Origin of the sequence: Streptomyces sp. NPDC057302, assembly GCF_042667685.1 — a bacterium.
Classification (GTDB): Bacteria; Actinomycetota; Actinomycetes; order Streptomycetales; family Streptomycetaceae; genus Streptomyces.
In genome coordinates this window covers 41,260-56,239 of sequence record NZ_JBHUZJ010000011.1, presented here as the reverse complement: position 1 = coordinate 56,239, position 14,980 = coordinate 41,260, and the positions used below count along the sequence as shown (strand labels likewise).

General features: G+C 69.7%; 17 protein-coding genes. 3 read left to right on the top strand and 14 right to left on the bottom strand.

Annotation, left to right across the window (positions count from 1 at the left end):
- Window positions 1–49 precede the first annotated feature (49 nt).
- The 3 genes from ACFUPX_RS11180 to ACFUPX_RS11170 form a co-directional block, all read right to left on the bottom strand.
- Window positions 50–937, bottom strand: coding sequence for a L,D-transpeptidase family protein (locus tag ACFUPX_RS11180; RefSeq protein WP_383319578.1), 888 nt, complete (start codon window positions 935–937; stop codon window positions 50–52).
- Between the two features lie 516 nt (window positions 938–1,453).
- On the bottom strand, window positions 1,454–2,956 hold the full coding sequence (locus ACFUPX_RS11175) for an NAD(P)H-hydrate dehydratase (RefSeq protein ID WP_383319576.1): 1,503 nt from the start codon (window positions 2,954–2,956) through the stop codon (window positions 1,454–1,456).
- 59 nt (window positions 2,957–3,015) lie between these two features.
- Window positions 3,016–3,384 (bottom strand): holo-ACP synthase, encoded by a 369-nt coding sequence (locus ACFUPX_RS11170; RefSeq protein WP_383319573.1) that lies wholly within the window; start codon window positions 3,382–3,384, stop codon window positions 3,016–3,018.
- A 173-nt stretch (window positions 3,385–3,557) separates the two neighbouring features.
- Here ACFUPX_RS11170 and coaA point away from each other — a divergent pair, with 173 nt between their 5' ends.
- Together coaA and ACFUPX_RS11160 are read left to right on the top strand one after the other, a co-directional pair.
- On the top strand, window positions 3,558–4,556 hold the full coding sequence (gene coaA / locus ACFUPX_RS11165) for a type I pantothenate kinase (protein ID WP_383319570.1): 999 nt from the start codon (window positions 3,558–3,560) through the stop codon (window positions 4,554–4,556).
- Window positions 4,557–4,592: 36 nt separating this feature from the next.
- A complete protein-coding gene (locus tag ACFUPX_RS11160) occupies window positions 4,593–5,540 on the top strand; it encodes a DUF389 domain-containing protein (RefSeq protein WP_383319567.1) in 948 nt (315 codons plus the stop codon).
- Window positions 5,541–5,553: 13 nt separating this feature from the next.
- Here the strand turns inward: ACFUPX_RS11160 and glmM are convergent, their stop codons facing one another.
- The 4 genes from glmM to ACFUPX_RS11140 form a co-directional block, all read right to left on the bottom strand.
- Window positions 5,554–6,912, bottom strand: coding sequence for a phosphoglucosamine mutase (gene glmM / locus ACFUPX_RS11155; RefSeq protein ID WP_383319564.1), 1,359 nt, complete (start codon window positions 6,910–6,912; stop codon window positions 5,554–5,556).
- Window positions 6,913–7,022: 110 nt separating this feature from the next.
- The gene (gene rpsI / locus ACFUPX_RS11150) at window positions 7,023–7,544 is read right to left on the bottom strand and encodes a 30S ribosomal protein S9 (protein WP_383319561.1); all 522 of its coding nucleotides are present in this window, start codon (window positions 7,542–7,544) and stop codon (window positions 7,023–7,025) included.
- A 45-nt stretch (window positions 7,545–7,589) separates the two neighbouring features.
- A complete protein-coding gene (gene rplM / locus ACFUPX_RS11145; RefSeq protein WP_361837244.1) occupies window positions 7,590–8,033 on the bottom strand; it encodes a 50S ribosomal protein L13 in 444 nt (147 codons plus the stop codon).
- Window positions 8,034–8,243: 210 nt separating this feature from the next.
- On the bottom strand, window positions 8,244–9,455 hold the full coding sequence (locus ACFUPX_RS11140) for a glycosyltransferase family 87 protein (protein ID WP_383319558.1): 1,212 nt from the start codon (window positions 9,453–9,455) through the stop codon (window positions 8,244–8,246).
- A gap of 74 nt (window positions 9,456–9,529) precedes the next feature.
- On the opposite strand from ACFUPX_RS11140, the gene ACFUPX_RS11135 reads away from it, so the two are divergent.
- A complete protein-coding gene (locus ACFUPX_RS11135; RefSeq protein WP_383319555.1) occupies window positions 9,530–10,378 on the top strand; it encodes a hypothetical protein in 849 nt (282 codons plus the stop codon).
- A 30-nt stretch (window positions 10,379–10,408) separates the two neighbouring features.
- Here ACFUPX_RS11135 and truA read toward each other — a convergent pair whose 3' ends face one another.
- From truA to infA, 7 genes are all read right to left on the bottom strand, one after another.
- Entirely contained in the window at window positions 10,409–11,263 is an 855-nt protein-coding gene (gene truA, locus ACFUPX_RS11130; RefSeq protein ID WP_383319552.1) for a tRNA pseudouridine(38-40) synthase TruA, read from the bottom strand.
- A 91-nt stretch (window positions 11,264–11,354) separates the two neighbouring features.
- Complete coding sequence (gene rplQ / locus ACFUPX_RS11125; protein ID WP_383319549.1) at window positions 11,355–11,861, bottom strand: 50S ribosomal protein L17; 507 nt, start codon at window positions 11,859–11,861, stop codon at window positions 11,355–11,357.
- 120 nt (window positions 11,862–11,981) lie between these two features.
- On the bottom strand, window positions 11,982–13,004 hold the full coding sequence (locus ACFUPX_RS11120; protein ID WP_016645160.1) for a DNA-directed RNA polymerase subunit alpha: 1,023 nt from the start codon (window positions 13,002–13,004) through the stop codon (window positions 11,982–11,984).
- Between the two features lie 146 nt (window positions 13,005–13,150).
- Window positions 13,151–13,555, bottom strand: coding sequence for a 30S ribosomal protein S11 (gene rpsK / locus ACFUPX_RS11115; protein ID WP_003948617.1), 405 nt, complete (start codon window positions 13,553–13,555; stop codon window positions 13,151–13,153).
- A gap of 62 nt (window positions 13,556–13,617) precedes the next feature.
- Window positions 13,618–13,998: a 30S ribosomal protein S13 gene (gene rpsM / locus ACFUPX_RS11110; RefSeq protein ID WP_383319545.1), complete on the bottom strand. Its 381-nt coding sequence runs from the start codon at window positions 13,996–13,998 to the stop codon at window positions 13,618–13,620.
- Between the two features lie 178 nt (window positions 13,999–14,176).
- Window positions 14,177–14,290, bottom strand: coding sequence for a 50S ribosomal protein L36 (gene rpmJ, locus ACFUPX_RS11105; RefSeq protein ID WP_003974245.1), 114 nt, complete (start codon window positions 14,288–14,290; stop codon window positions 14,177–14,179).
- 56 nt (window positions 14,291–14,346) lie between these two features.
- On the bottom strand, window positions 14,347–14,568 hold the full coding sequence (gene infA, locus ACFUPX_RS11100) for a translation initiation factor IF-1 (protein WP_003948620.1): 222 nt from the start codon (window positions 14,566–14,568) through the stop codon (window positions 14,347–14,349).
- Window positions 14,569–14,980: the final 412 nt, after the last annotated feature.

Below are 14,980 nucleotides of genomic sequence, written 5' to 3'. Positions count from 1 at the left end.
ACGCCGACCAGTGTCTCAGAGCCCGCTGACACCCCGGCAGCCGCGCGCCTCAGGTGCCGGGCCTGCTTCCCCACGCGTAGACCCGGTCTCCCTTGTGCAGGGTCTTCCACAGGGCGCGTGCGTCGTCGACCCGCATGTTCACGCAGCCGCGCGAGCCCGGCGGGCTGTAGATGTTGCCGTAGATGGCGTGGAAGGCCTGTCCGCCGTTGAAGAACTGGCTGTACGGCATGGGGGTCTCGTAGATCGACGACCAGTGGTTCTTGTGCTTCCAGTAGATCTTGTGCCAGCCGACCCGGGTCGCGTACCCGGCCCGTCCGCTGCGAATGGGCACGGGCCCGAGCAGCACCTTCCTGCCCTTCTGCACCCACATCAACTGCCGCCGCAGATCGACGCAGGCGAGGCGGTACGCGCGCGTGGGGCACTTCTTGGCGGCGTTCGGCTCCTTGCGTGCGGAAATGAGCCGCATCCGGGCCCACGTGGTGGGGCCCGCGAACCCGATGGCGGGCCGGATGCCCTCCTTGCGCTGGAAGGCGCGGATCGCCCGGCAGTCCTTGGGGGACTGCTTGCCGTCCACGGAGAGCTTCAGCCACCGCTCGGCCTGCCGCTGATAGGGCCCGGTGCTCGCGGTGCACCGAGCGGCGGCGGCCTTCTTCTGCACCTCGCCCGGCGGCACGTACTCGATGAGCTGCTCCCCGACGGCGTCGGCGGGCTCGATGGCGTCCTCGGCGGCGCTGGGGGTGTAGACGTGCGGCTTCAGATCCTGGTCGGGGGTATCGCGCTGCCACGGGTGCCGGGGCGGGAGCGGGACGCCGGGGACCAGGTGGGCGCCGGGAGCGGGGCTTGGCGGGGTGGGACCGGCGAACGCGGGCGCCGCGGGGAGGGCGGCGGCCAGCGCGAGCAACACGCCAAGGCCCCGCCGAACTGTCTTACTGATCATGCGACGAGCGAACCCCGCTGCCACCCCCCACCGCCCCGCGCCACACTGCGGGGTCACCCAAAGAGCGTCCCCCCGCCACCGCCGTGAGCCGTATCCCCCGCAGCCCCACCAAACCGAACAAGCTTTCCCACCCACACGCCCGATTACCCCGCAGCGCCAAGGAATCATGGCGAAACCCGAGGTGGTCGGGAGCGCACGTTAAAGCGAGGGCGGACGGGGTCGGGAGACCGCCCCCACGCACCCGCGGTCGGCATCGAGACGTGAGGGGACGTGCCGGTATTTCCGCCCGGAGCACGGTTCCTGTCACTCCCCAGCCGAAGTACCAAAGCGGCCACCGGACGATGGCGAGGACGGACATACCGGCGCGGCACCGGCCCCCCAGACGCACCGGCACCGCACCCCGCGCACCCGCACCGGACCCGGCACCCCACAGACGGACCAGCCCCACAGCACGCCCCACGCACCCGCACCCGCACCCGCAGGACACACCACCCGCAAGCCAGCCCCCGCGCCCCGCTACTCCCCCCGAACACTCCGCCAGGCCAGCGGAATCGCCCCCGCCACATCGTGCGCCCCCACCGGCGCCCCCTCCGCCGCCAGCCGCCCCGCCAGCCCATGCAGATACGCCCCCACAGCCCCCGCGTCCCCCGCACCAAGACCCGCCGCCAGCAACGCCCCCGCCAGCCCCGAAAGAACGTCCCCGCTGCCCGCGGTCGCGAGCCACGGCGTTCCCGTCGGGTTGGCCCGCACGACACCCCCGCCCTCCCGACCGCCCCCGGCGACCAGCGTCGTGGACCCCTTGAGCAGCACAGTCGCCCCGTACCGCCCCGCCAGCTCCCGCACGGCCGCGAGACGCCCGCGTTCGACCTCCTCCCGCGCGACCCCCAGCAGCGCAGCCGCCTCCCCCGCGTGCGGCGTGAGCAACGTAGGCGCGGCCCGCCCCCGCACCACCCCGGCGTCGGCGAGCCGCAGCCCGTCCGCGTCGATCAGTACGGGCACATCCGCCCCGACCACGTCCGCGAGCCGCTCGGCATCGTCCCCGAGCCCCGGACCGACCACCCAGGCCTGCACCCGCCCCGCCTTGGACGGCGGCCCGGCGGAGACGAGGGTCTCCGGGAACCGCGCGATGACGGCATCCGCCGCGTGCCCCACGTACCGCACGGCCCCCGCGCCACCCCGCAGCGCACCGGCGACGGAGAGCACCGCCGCCCCCGGATACCGGGCGGACCCGGCGACGATCCCCACGACACCCCGCCGGTACTTGTCGCTCTCCCCGGTCGGCATGGGCAGCAGCGAGGCCACGTCGACGTACTGAAGCGCCTCCACCTCACCCGCACCCAGCCCGGCACCGGCCCCGGCCCCACCCCCGAGCCCGATGTCGACGAGCCGCACGACCCCCGCGTACTCCCGCCCGGGATCGACCAACAGCCCCGGCTTGTACGCCCCGAAGGTCACCGTCACGTCGGCCCGAACCGCGTCCCCGCTCACCTCACCGCTGTCGGCGTCCACCCCGCTCGGCAGATCGACGGCGACGACAGGAACCCCCAACTCCCGCACGAGCCCGACCACTTGAGCAGCCTCGGCCCGCAGCCCACCCTTCCCCCCGATACCGACGATCCCGTCAACGACAAGATCAGCCCCCCGCAGAACATCCCGAGAACCAGAACCAGAACCAGAAGCGGAGGCGGAGGCGGAAGCGGAAGCAGAACCAACAACCCGCCCCCCAGCCCCCCGGAACGCCGCAAGCCCCCCCACATGCACCCGTTCGGGCGAAAGCAGCACCGCGGCCACCCCAGCCCCCCGCCGGGCAAGCCGCGCCCCCGCGTACAACGCGTCGCCCCCGTTGTCCCCGCTCCCCACGAGCAGCACGACCCGGGAGCCGTACACCTTGCCCAGCACCTCGGCACAGACCACCGCGAGCCCCGCAGCGGCCCGCTGCATCAGGGCGCCTTCCGGCACCCGAGCCATCAACTCCCGCTCAGCCGCCCTTACCGTCTCCACCGAGTACGCAGTACGCATACCCCGAGTGTCACCCCGCGCCGCCCACAGCGCCTACCCCCCGGCGATCACCCCAGCGCCTACCCCTCGGCGATCACCACGGCGGACGCCACCCCCGCGTCATGGCTGAGCGAGACATGCCACGACCGCACCCCCAGCTCGGCGGCCCGCGCGGCCACCGTCCCCTTCACCCGCAGCCGCGGCTGCCCGCTGCCCTCGACGAACACCTCCGCGTCCGTCCACCGCAGCCCCCCGGGCGCACCCAGCGCCTTGGCCAGCGCCTCCTTGGCCGCGAACCGCGCCGCCAGCGAGGCGATGCCCCGCCGCTCGCCGCTCGGCAACAGCACCTCACGCTCCACGAAAAGCCGCCCGGCCATCCCGGGCGTGCGCTGTAGCGCCGCCTCGAACCGCTCGATCTCGGCCACGTCGATTCCGACCCCAATAATCACGAACAGCAGCCTACGAGCCCCCGTTGCCCCGCCCACTCAAGCCCCGCGGGGCAACACACCCCAACCACTCAAGCCCCGCAGGGCGCCGCAGGGCAACGCACACCAACCGCCAAAGCCCCGCAGGGTGACGCACCCCACCCCCCGCCCCGTTCAAACAGCCGTAACAATGGACTGTGATCTCTTCGGTCTCCGTACCCCCGACGACCCCGCGGAGCGCCCACCGGCACAGGCCGGAGGCGACTCCCTACGTCGACCTCACCCGCACCGAGTGGAGCGCCCTGCGCGACAAGACGCCGCTCCCCCTGACCGCAGCGGAGCTGGAGGAGCTGCGCGGCCTGGGCGATGTCATCGACCTGGACGAGGTGCGGGACATCTACCTCCCGCTCTCCCGCCTCCTGAACCTCTACGTAGGGGCCACGGACGGCCTGCGCGGCGCGCTCAACACCTTCCTCGGCGAGAAGGGCTCCCAGTCGGGCACGCCTTTCGTCATAGGGGTCGCGGGCTCGGTGGCGGTCGGCAAGTCGACCGTCGCCCGCCTCCTCCAGGCCCTGCTCTCCCGCTGGCCCGAGCATCCCCGCGTCGAGCGGGTGACGACGGACGGCTTCCTGCTGCCCACCAAGGAGCTCCAGGCCCGTGGCCTGATGTCCCGCAAGGGCTTCCCGGAGTCGTACGACAGAAGGGCCCTGACCCGCTTCGTGGCGGACATCAAGGCGGGCAAGGACGAGGTGACGGCGCCCGTCTACTCCCACCTGATCTACGACATCGTGCCGGACCAGCGCCTCACGGTCCGCCGCCCCGACATCCTCATCGTCGAGGGCATCAACGTCCTCCAGCCGGCCCTCCCCGGCAAGGACGGCCGCACCCGCGTGGGCCTCGCCGACTACTTCGACTTCAGCGTGTACGTGGACGCCCGCGCGGAGGACATCGAGCGCTGGTACCTCAACCGCTTCAAGAAGCTCCGCGCCACGGCGTTCAAGGACCCCTCCTCGTACTTCCGCAAGTACACCCAGGTCTCGGAGGAAGAGGCCCTGGACTACGCCCGCACGACCTGGCGCACGATCAACAAGCCCAACCTCCTGGAGAACGTGGCCCCGACCCGCGGACGCGCCGCCCTGGTCATCCGCAAGGGCCCCGACCACAAGGTGCGGAAGCTGAGCCTGCGCAAGCTCTGACCCGGTGCGTCCCGTGCGGGCGGCTAATCTGCGCGCATGCTGCATCTACGCCTGATCACCCCGGCGGACAGAACAGACGACGTGGTGCGTCTGATCGAGGGGACGACCGGCGCCACCCACCTCGCCGTGGTGCCGGGCGCGGCCCGCAATCCCGTAGGCGACGTCGTGATGTGCGACGTGGCCCGCGAGGCGGGCGACGAGCTGATCGGCGCCCTGCGCGCGCTCGGCGTCGACGAGTCGGGCTCGATCGCGGTCGAGACCATCGACCTGTCCCTGTCCCGCCGCGCCGACAAGGCGGAGGACGACGCCCCGGGCGAGGGCGCGGACGCGGTCCTGTGGGAGCAGCTCTCCGACGCGACCCACGAGGAGTCGACGCTCTCGGTCACGTACGTCGCCTTCATCACGATCGCCACGATGATCGCGGCCTGCGGCGTGGTCCTCGACAACGCGATCCTGATCGTCGGCGCGATGGCGGTGGGCCCCGAGTTCGGCCCCCTCGCGGGCTTCTGCACCGCCCTGGTCCGGCGTGCCTCGCGCCTGGCCCTGCGCTCGCTTCTCGCGCTCCTGGTGGGCTTCGCGGTCGCGATGGCGGTGACGGTCGGCTTCAGCTACTTCATGGACGCGGTGAACCTGTTCAGCGACGAAGCCCTGAAGTCGGAGCGCCCGAACACGAACTTCATCTACCGCCCCGACTGGTTCTCGTTCGTGGTGGCGGTCCTCGCGGGCGCGGCGGGCATGCTCTCCCTGACCTCGTCGAAGTCGGGCGCGCTGGTCGGCGTCGCGATCTCGGTGACGACGGTCCCCGCGGCGGCGAACGCGGCGGTGGCCTTCAGCTATGCCGAGTACAAGCAGGCGTGGGGGTCCACCCAGCAGCTCCTGCTCAACCTGCTGGGCATCGTCCTGGCCGGCACGCTCACGCTGCTCGCCCAGAAGTTCCTCTGGGCCAAGCAGCGCGAGCGCACCGCCAGGTCACGACCGGCCTAGGCGGGCAACCGGCCTAGCCCAGCGCGGACTTCACCACGTCGGCGAGGCGCTCGGCGACCGACTGTGCCTGGTCGATGTCGGCGGCCTCGACCATGACGCGCACCAGCGGCTCCGTACCGGAAGAGCGCAGCAGCACCCGTCCCGTGGCCCCCAGTTCACGCTCGGCGTCGGCGACGGCGGCCGTCAGCTCGGCCGAAGTGGTGACCTGCGACTTGTCGACGTCGGGCACGTTGATCAGGACCTGCGGAAGCCGCTCCATGACCCCGGCGAGATCGGCGAGGCTGCGCCCGGTCTCCGCGACGCGCGCGGCGAGCAGAAGACCCGTCAGCGTGCCGTCACCCGTGGTCGCGTGGTCCAGGATGATCACGTGCCCGGACTGCTCGCCGCCGAGGGCGAAGCCGTGCTGCTTCATCGACTCCAGGACGTACCGGTCGCCGACGGCGGTCTGCACGAAGGAGAGGCCCTCGCGCTCCATGGCGAGCTTGAAGCCCAGGTTCGACATGACCGTCGCGACGACGGTGTCCGAACGCAGCGTGCCGTGCTCCCGCATGGCCAGCGCGAGGACGGCGAGGATCTGGTCGCCGTCGATCTCGGCGCCCGTGTGGTCCACGGCGAGGCAGCGGTCCGCGTCACCGTCATGCGCGACTCCGAAGTCGGCGCCGTGCTCGACGACGGCGGCCTTCAACAAGCCCAGGTGGGTGGAGCCGCAGCCGTCGTTGATGTTCAGGCCGTCGGGCTTGGCGCCGATCGTGATGATCTCGGCACCGGCGCGCGCGAACGCCTCGGGCGAGACACGGGCGGCGGCGCCGTGCGCCTCGTCGAGGACGATCTTCAGTCCGTCGAGGCGGTTGGGGAGCACGCCGAGGAGATGCGCCACGTACTGGTCGAGGCCCTGGTCGTACGTCTGCACACGGCCGACGCCCGCGCCCGTGGGACGCGCCCAGGGAGCGCCGGTGCGGTGCTCCTCGTACACGGACTCGATGCGGTCCTCCAGCTCGTCGGCCAGCTTGTGGCCGCCGCGCGCGAAGAACTTGATGCCGTTGTCCGGCATGGCGTTGTGGCTCGCGGAGAGCATCACGCCGAGGTCGGCGCCCAGCGCACCGGTGAGATGCGCCACCGCGGGGGTGGGCAGCACACCGACGAGCTGGACGTCCACGCCCGCGCTCGCGAGACCGGCGACCACCGCGGCTTCCAGGAACTCCCCCGACGCGCGGGGATCCCTGCCGACCACCGCGACCGGCCGATGGCCCTCGAACGTGCCCACTTCGCCGAGCACATGAGCCGCCGCCACGGAGAGCCCGAGCGCGAGCTCGGCCGTCAGATCCGCGTTGGCGACACCGCGCACGCCGTCCGTGCCGAAGAGTCGTCCCACTGCTGTCCTCCTCCGGACTTCTGCCCCGGGATCACCGGGGTCCCGATAAACGAACGCCCCGGCAGCACACAACGTGCCGCCGGGGCGAACGAACAGTACAAGCAGGCAGATTAGCGCTTGCTGTACTGCGGAGCCTTACGGGCCTTCTTGAGACCGGCCTTCTTGCGCTCGACCGCACGGTCGTCACGCTTGAGGTAACCGGCCTTCTTGAGGGCGGCACGGTTGTTCTCCGTGTCGGCCTCGTTCAGCGCACGGGCGACACCGAGACGGAGCGCACCGGCCTGACCGGAGACGCCGCCACCCGAGATGCGGGCGATGACGTCGTAGCGGTTGTCCAGCTCGAGCACCTTGAAGGGCTCGTTGACTTCCTGCTGGTGGACCTTGTTCGGGAAGTAGTCCTCGAGCGTGCGCCCGTTGACCTTCCACTTGCCGGTGCCCGGGACGATCCGGACACGGGCGATGGCGTTCTTGCGACGGCCCAGGCCGGCGGCCGGCTGGGGGTCGCCGAAGCGCGCGGCGTTCGACTCAGAGGTGTACTCGCCCTCGACGGGCACCTCGGACTCGGTGGTGTACTGCTCGACGTCAACAACCTCGGTCTCTTCGACCGGCTGCTCAACGGTGGTCTCGGCCACGATTCTCCTCAGAATTCTTTACGTCTTTGGGGGTGGTGGCCGGAACTACTGCGCGACCTGGGTGATCTCGAACGGGACCGGCTGCTGAGCGCCGTGCGGGTGCTGGTCGCCCGCGTAGATCTTCAGCTTCGAGAGCATCTGACGGCCCAGGGTGTTCTTGGGGATCATGCCCTTGATGGCCTTCTCGACGGCCTTCTCGGGGTTCTTCGCAAGAAGCTCGTCGTAGCGGACGGAACGCAGACCACCCGGGTAGCCGGAGTGGCGGTACGCCATCTTCTGGGTCTTCTTGTTGCCGGAGAGGTGAACCTTCTCGGCGTTGATGATGATGACGAAGTCGCCCATGTCCATGTGGGGCGCGTAAATCGCCTTGTGCTTGCCCCGCAGGAGGTTGGCTGCAGTGGTCGCCAGACGACCCAGGACGATGTCCTGAGCGTCGATGACGTGCCACTGGCGGGTCACATCGCCGGGCTTGGGGCTGTACGTACGCACTTCGTAGCCTTCGCTTCTTCAGTGGATGGGGTCCAGACACACGGCATCCCAGAAGCGATCGTGCAGCTGGGGCTCACAGTGCCGGGGACGCTGCCCGTATGCGAGCCACTGGTAACTGCTCCAGGGAACCTACGCAAGGCCCTTCGCGTGAGAACGACGAAGCCAATACGTATAACAATTTTCGAGAGTACCCGCAGCGCCCCACACGGGTCAAAACGCGGACCTGGAGACGGGCATCGCCGCCTCCACCGCCTCGGGCGGTTCTGCGCCGTCAAGGCTAACCGCCCCTCGCCGCACACAGGACCGGCCCACGGTGAAGGCCAGTACACACAGCGTGAGTGAATCCCTGAAGGCCCGCCTGGTGCCGGGTTCCAGCCAAGGCCAGGTGAAGCCGGGAATCTGCGGGACGAGCGCGAGCCAGAACCACTTGTCGCGCGCCACCGCCCCCGGCACGAGCGCCCCCGCGAGCAGCAGGGGCACGACGACGAGCAGGTAGTGGTCGTACGACGGCCTGGACACCAGGAAGGCCGCCAGCATCAGCATCACGGCCGTCTCGACCACCCGCGGCTCCCCCGGCCCCCCACCGCCCCGCCAGCGCCGCCACGCGCACCACACCCCGGCCCCCGCCGCCGCCAGGGCGAGCAGGGACGCCGCCCCCTGCGGCACCCCGAGCCGCGGCAGCACCGCACCGGGCGACGCCTCATAGAGCCGTACGAAGCTGTCGTCGCCCCGCAGCAGGAACGGCAGCGTCCGCGTGAAGAACCCCGCGGGGTCCGGCATCGCGAGCGCGGCCCCGGCCGACACCACCGCCGGCACGAGCACCGCGCCGGCGAGCCCCCGCCACCGGCGCGCGAAGACGAAGAGCAGCACCACGGGCGCGAGCAGCGGCTTCACGGCGACCGCCGCCCCGATCACCAGACCCGCGGCCACCCACCTCCCCCGGCACACCAGGAGCAGGGCGAGCGGCAGGGCCGCCGCCGAGGCCACGGTCCAGTTGCCGAGGTCGACGAGGTGACCGAACGGCGCGAACCCCACGGCGAGCGCGAGCAGCCCCAGCACCGCGAACCGGCTCCGCCACGCCACCCCGTGGATCCGCAGCGCACACCCCCACCCGACGACGAGCGAGGCCGTGACCCCGGCAGGGACGAGGAAGCGCACCACGCCCTGCGGAAGCAGCGCCTGCGGCACCGCGGCGAGCACGGCCCCCGGCAGATAGAGGAAGTGCCGGTCGGCATAGGGCGAGCGCCCGTCCAGCCAGGCCTCGGCCGCCCGCACCACGATGGCGTTGTCCATCCCGCCGTCCGGGACCCGCAGCCCCACCCGGACGACCGCGGCGGCCAGCACGGCCCCGAGCACCGCCCAGGCATGCCAGGTCGCCGGCCGCGACAACCACCCACTAACAGCTGCTTTGCCCGTATTCATAGGGATCAGGCTAGGTCGGGCCCCTGCCCCGGCCCCCGCTCAACATCCCCAACTCCCCGTCTAAGATGCGGCGCATGAGCTTTGGGCAAGGGGGACCTCAGTGGGGTCCAGGGGATTCACAGACGCCTGACTGGGCGGCGCTCGCCGAGGCATCCGAATCGCGCACCCGGCGCCGCAAATGGCTGATGGTCGGTGGCGGCGCGCTCGCCACCGTCGTGGTCGCGGCAGCCGTCGCCGTCGCGGTCGTCACCGCGAACAGCGACAACTCCTCCGCCGCGAACAAACCGGCCAGCGAGCTGCCCTCCACCGCGGACATCCCCGGCGCGAGCGAGAAGCCGGAGCCGTCCTTCGAGGAGACGACGCCGCCGCCCCCGCCGGACCCCAAGGAGTTCATCTCCAGCGCGAAGAAGGACAAGGCGCCGCTCAGCGCCGACACGCTCTTCCCCGGCAAGTCGCTGACCTCGGGCGAGCGCGTGTACAAGAAGGGCGCCACCAACGGCACCAAGAAGTGCGCGAGCGTCACGCAGGCCAAGCTGGGCGCGATCCTCACCAAGAACGACTGCACCCAGCTCTTCCGCGCCAGCTACGTGAAGGACAACATCGCCGTCACGGTCGGCGTCGCCGTCTTCGACACGGCGGCCCAGGCCGCCAAGGTCAACGAGCAGGCGAAGGAAGGCCTGGTCCTCTCGCTGTCCGGCAAGGGCGTGCCCGACTTCTGCCGTACGGCGGTCTGCCGCGGCACGTACAACGCCTACGGCCGCTACGCCTACTTCACGACCTCCGGCTTCACCAGCGACAAGGACGTCACGGTCAAGGAGCGCAAGGTCTACACGGTCGGCGACGACCTGGCCCGCTTCGCCTTCGGCCAGATCAACCGGCGGGGCGAGGCCCAGGCTTCCGCCGCGGCCAACGCCCCGCAGTAGCCGGGCGGTCGGGAGTCCGGCGCCCGGGACTCAGCAGCATCCGGCGCCGGGCAACGTCCGCTTGTTGCGCGCTTCCTTGGCGCGCGCGGCGAGCAACTCGTCGGCGGGGTAGCCGACTTCTTCGAGCGTCAGCCCGTGCGGCCGTACGACATGCACGGCGGAGTCCCGCACCCCGGCGGCAAGAACCTTGGCGGGCCACTCGACGGGCCGATGCCCGTCACCCACGAACAACATGGCGCCCACCAGGGACCGCACCATGTTGTGGCAGAAGGCGTCCGCCCGCACGGTCGCTTCGAGGATCCCGTCGGGCCGCCGCTCCCAGCGCAGTTCCTGGAGCGTACGAATGGTCGTGGCGCCCTCACGCTTCTTGCAGTAGGCCGCGAAGTCGTGCTCCCCGATGAGCTTCTCGGCGGCCTGGTTCATCGCGTCGAGGTCCAACTCCCAGTCGTGCCACAGCACATGACTGCGCAGCAGGGGGTCGACGCCACCCGGGTGATCGGTCACGCGATAGGCGTAACGCCGCCACACGGCCGCGAACCGCGCGTTGAACCCCGCGGGGGCCTCGGCCACCTTCCAGATCCGCACGTCATGCGGCAGCCGCCCGGCGAGCCGCCGCAGCAGCTTGTCGCTGTGCTCGGCCCACACCTCCTCGGGCAGATCGACGTGGGCGACCTGCCCCCGGGCATGCACCCCGCTGTCGGTCCGCCCCGCGACGGTCAGCTCGTACGTCTCCTGCGACCGCGTCACGGTCCGCAGCGCGTCCTCGATCTCCCCCTGGACGGTCCGCTGCCCCTGCCGCTGCTTGGCCCAGCCGGAGAAGTCCTTGCCGTCGTAGGAAAGATCCAGCCGTACCCGCACGAACCCGGGCTCTACTTCATCGCTCACACCAACAATCCTCTCAGCACCAGGGACATGCGTGGGCATGCGAAAGCGGGCCCGCCCCGAAGGGCGGACCCGCTCACAGCAAGGCAGAGCCTCAGGCGTCCTTGGACTCGTCCTTGGACTCCTCAGCGGCCTCAACCGGCTTCGCGTCCTCGACGGGCGCGTCGTCCTTCTTGAGGGCGTCTTCCTTGACGGCGCGCTTGGTCGCCGCCTCGGCCTCACCGGTGGCAGCCTGCGCCACGGTCAGGGCCTCCACCAGCTCGATGACCGCCATGGGCGCGTTGTCGCCACGACGGTTACCGATCTTGGTGATACGGGTGTAACCACCCGGGCGGTTCTCGTAGCGCGGGCCGATCTCGGTGAAGAGCGTGTGCACGATGCTCTTGTCCGTGATCACCTGGAGCACCTGGCGGCGGTTGTGAAGGTCACCCTTCTTCGCCTTGGTGACCAGACGCTCCGCGTAGGGACGCAGACGGCGGGCCTTCGCCTCGGTGGTGGTGATGCGGCCGTACTCGAAGAGCTGCTTGGCGAGGTTCGCCAGAAGAAGCTTCTCGTGCGCGGCGCTGCCGCCCATACGGGCACCCTTGGTGGGCTTCGGCATGGTGTTTCTCCTTGTTGTCTGCCCCGGCCGTATCAGGTACCGGAGTCAGTGGCACCGCGCCCCGTAAGGGACGCGGGGAACTGCGCGAGCAATCAAGACGCACGCGCAGCCAAAATCAGATCAGTACTGCTCGGTCTCGACGAACCCGGCGTCCGCGTCGTCGTCGGCGCCGAAGGCGTCGGCCGCGGCGGTCGGGTCGAAGCCGGGAGGCGAGTCCTTGAGCGCGAGACCCATGCCGTTCAGCTTCATCTTGACCTCGTCGATCGACTTCGCACCGAAGTTGCGGATGTCGAGCAGGTCCGCCTCGGAGCGGGCCACGAGCTCACCCACGGAGTGGATGCCCTCGCGCTTGAGGCAGTTGTACGACCGAACGGTGAGCTCCAGCTCCTCGATCGGCAGGGCGAGATCGGCGGCCAGGGCCGCGTCCGTCGGCGAGGGGCCCATGTCGATGCCCTCGGCGTCGATGTTGAGCTCGCGCGCCAGACCGAACAGCTCGACCAGGGTCTTGCCGGCGGACGCCATGGCGTCGCGCGGGCGCATGGCCTGCTTGGTCTCGACGTCGACGATCAGCTTGTCGAAGTCGGTGCGCTGCTCGACACGGGTCGCCTCGACCTTGTACGTGACCTTGAGCACCGGCGAGTAGATGGAGTCGACCGGAATACGGCCGATCTCCTGGCCCACCTGCTTGTTCTGGACGGCGGAGACGTAGCCGCGACCGCGCTCGACGGTCAGCTCCATCTCCAGCTTGCCCTTGCCGTTGAGCGTGGCGAGGACCAGGTCGGGGTTGTGCACCTCGACACCGGCCGGCGGCGCGATGTCCGCGGCGGTCACGAGGCCCGGTCCCTGCTTGCGCAGGTACATCACGACGGGCTCGTCGTGCTCGCTGCTGACGACCAGCTGCTTGATGTTGAGGATGAGGTCGGTGACGTCTTCCTTGACACCCGGCACGGTGGTGAACTCGTGCAGCACGCCGTCGATGCGGATGGACGTGACGGCCGCACCCGGGATCGAGGAGAGCAGGGTCCGGCGCAGGGAGTTGCCCAGGGTGTAGCCGAAGCCCGGCTCCAGCGGCTCGATCACGAACCGGGAGCGGAATTCGTCGACGACCTCTTCGGTCAACGAGGGACGCTGAGCGATCAGCATGAAAAGAGTCCTTCAGTCAGGGGCACCCACTATTTGATGCCCTGATGCCACCGGGCGGTAGCCCGATACATACGCAGTACAAGGGTACGGGCGGTGAAGCTCCGAAGAGCCGCACCGCCCGAAATCCTCAGACCAAGCTACGTGCGTCAGACGCGGCGACGCTTGGGGGGACGGCAGCCGTTGTGCGGCGTCGGCGTGACGTCCTGGATCGAACCGACCTCGAGGCCGGTGGCCTGGAGGGAGCGGATCGCGGTCTCACGGCCGGAGCCGGGACCCTTGACGAAGACGTCAACCTTGCGCATGCCGTGCTCCTGGGCGCGACGCGCGGCCGACTCGGCGGCCATCTGCGCGGCGAACGGAGTCGACTTACGCGAGCCCTTGAAGCCGACGTGGCCGGCGGAGGCCCAGCTGATCACGTTGCCCGTGGGGTCCGTGATCGAGACGATGGTGTTGTTGAACGTGCTCTTGATGTGGGCGTGCCCATGAGCGACGTTCTTCTTTTCCTTGCGGCGCACCTTCTTGGCAGCGCCCTGACGACCCTTGGGGGGCATCTATTAACTCCTACGCGAGGTGGTCGGTCCTGCAGCGACAGCTGTCGATCGACCGCTGAGGACTACTTCTTGCCCGGCTTCTTCTTACCGGCGATGGCGCGACGCGGGCCCTTACGGGTGCGGGCGTTGGTGCTGGTGCGCTGTCCGCGGACGGGCAGGCCACGACGGTGACGAAGACCCTGGTAGCAACCGATCTCGACCTTGCGGCGGATGTCGGCCTGGATCTCGCGGCGGAGGTCACCCTCGGTCTGGAGGTTCGCGTCCACGTACTCGCGGATCTTGATCAGGTCCTCTTCGGACAGATCACGAACACGGGTGTTGCGGTCCACACCGGTGGCGTCCAGCGTCTGCTGGGACAGCGTGCGGCCAATGCCGAACACGTACGTGAGGGCGACCTCGACGCGCTTTTCGCGCGGGAGGTCAACACCTTCAAGGCGTGCCATTCAAGGCTCCTGTTGATTTTCGGAGGTCTTCAGCAGGAACGGTCCCAGGTGCCGTACGAGGTACATCCTGGGTCCCCGGCCTCCGACCGGGGGTGTCGCCCTCCATCACTGAAGAGGGACGCGTCCTGCATATGTGCTTACGTGCGTCGCGCGAAAATCTGCGAACTGCAGTCGTGCGTCAGCCCTGGCGCTGCTTGTGGCGCGGGTTGTCGCAGATAACCATGACCCGGCCGTGACGGCGGATCACCCTGCACTTGTCGCAGATCTTCTTGACGCTCGGCTTGACCTTCATTGGTGAGGTTCTCCGGGTCAGTGCCACACCCCACGTGAATGGGATGCGGGCAAGATCTACTTGTACCGGTAGACGATCCGGCCACGGGTCAGGTCGTAAGGAGACAACTCCACCACGACCCGGTCGTCAGGGAGGATGCGGATGTAGTGCATACGCATCTTGCCGCTGATGTGTGCCAGGACCTGGTGGCCGTTCTGGAGCTCAACCTTGAACATGGCGTTCGGAAGAGACTCAACGACAGTGCCCTCGATCTCGATGGCACCTTGCTTCTTGGCCACGCTCTGCCCTTCGAATCGACTACCTTGATCGACTTCGTACGCCGCATGCAGGCACACGGATGCACGAGAGCCGACGAGTCAGTCTACGTCAGGCCACCCGGAAAGACGAATCGAGGAAGAATGCCCCATCGTCAAGATCCTTAAGCACCCGGGGCCCTGCTGTGGGCAGGCGTTCCGCAGGGCGGAACGGGTAGCCACAGCCCACCACTGCAGGGCACCGCTCCAGCACAGCGGCCACTCCAACGCAGACGGGGCCCGTCAGCCCAGCGGATCGGAGGCAACGGCAACGCCGTACTCGGCAAGCTGCGCCGGACTCAGTCCGTCGGCGGCTCGGCCGACCGCAGGTCACTTCGCCAACGGGTCCGGCGCCGTGGTGACCCCGTACTCCGCCAGCTTCGCCTTGCCGCAGTCG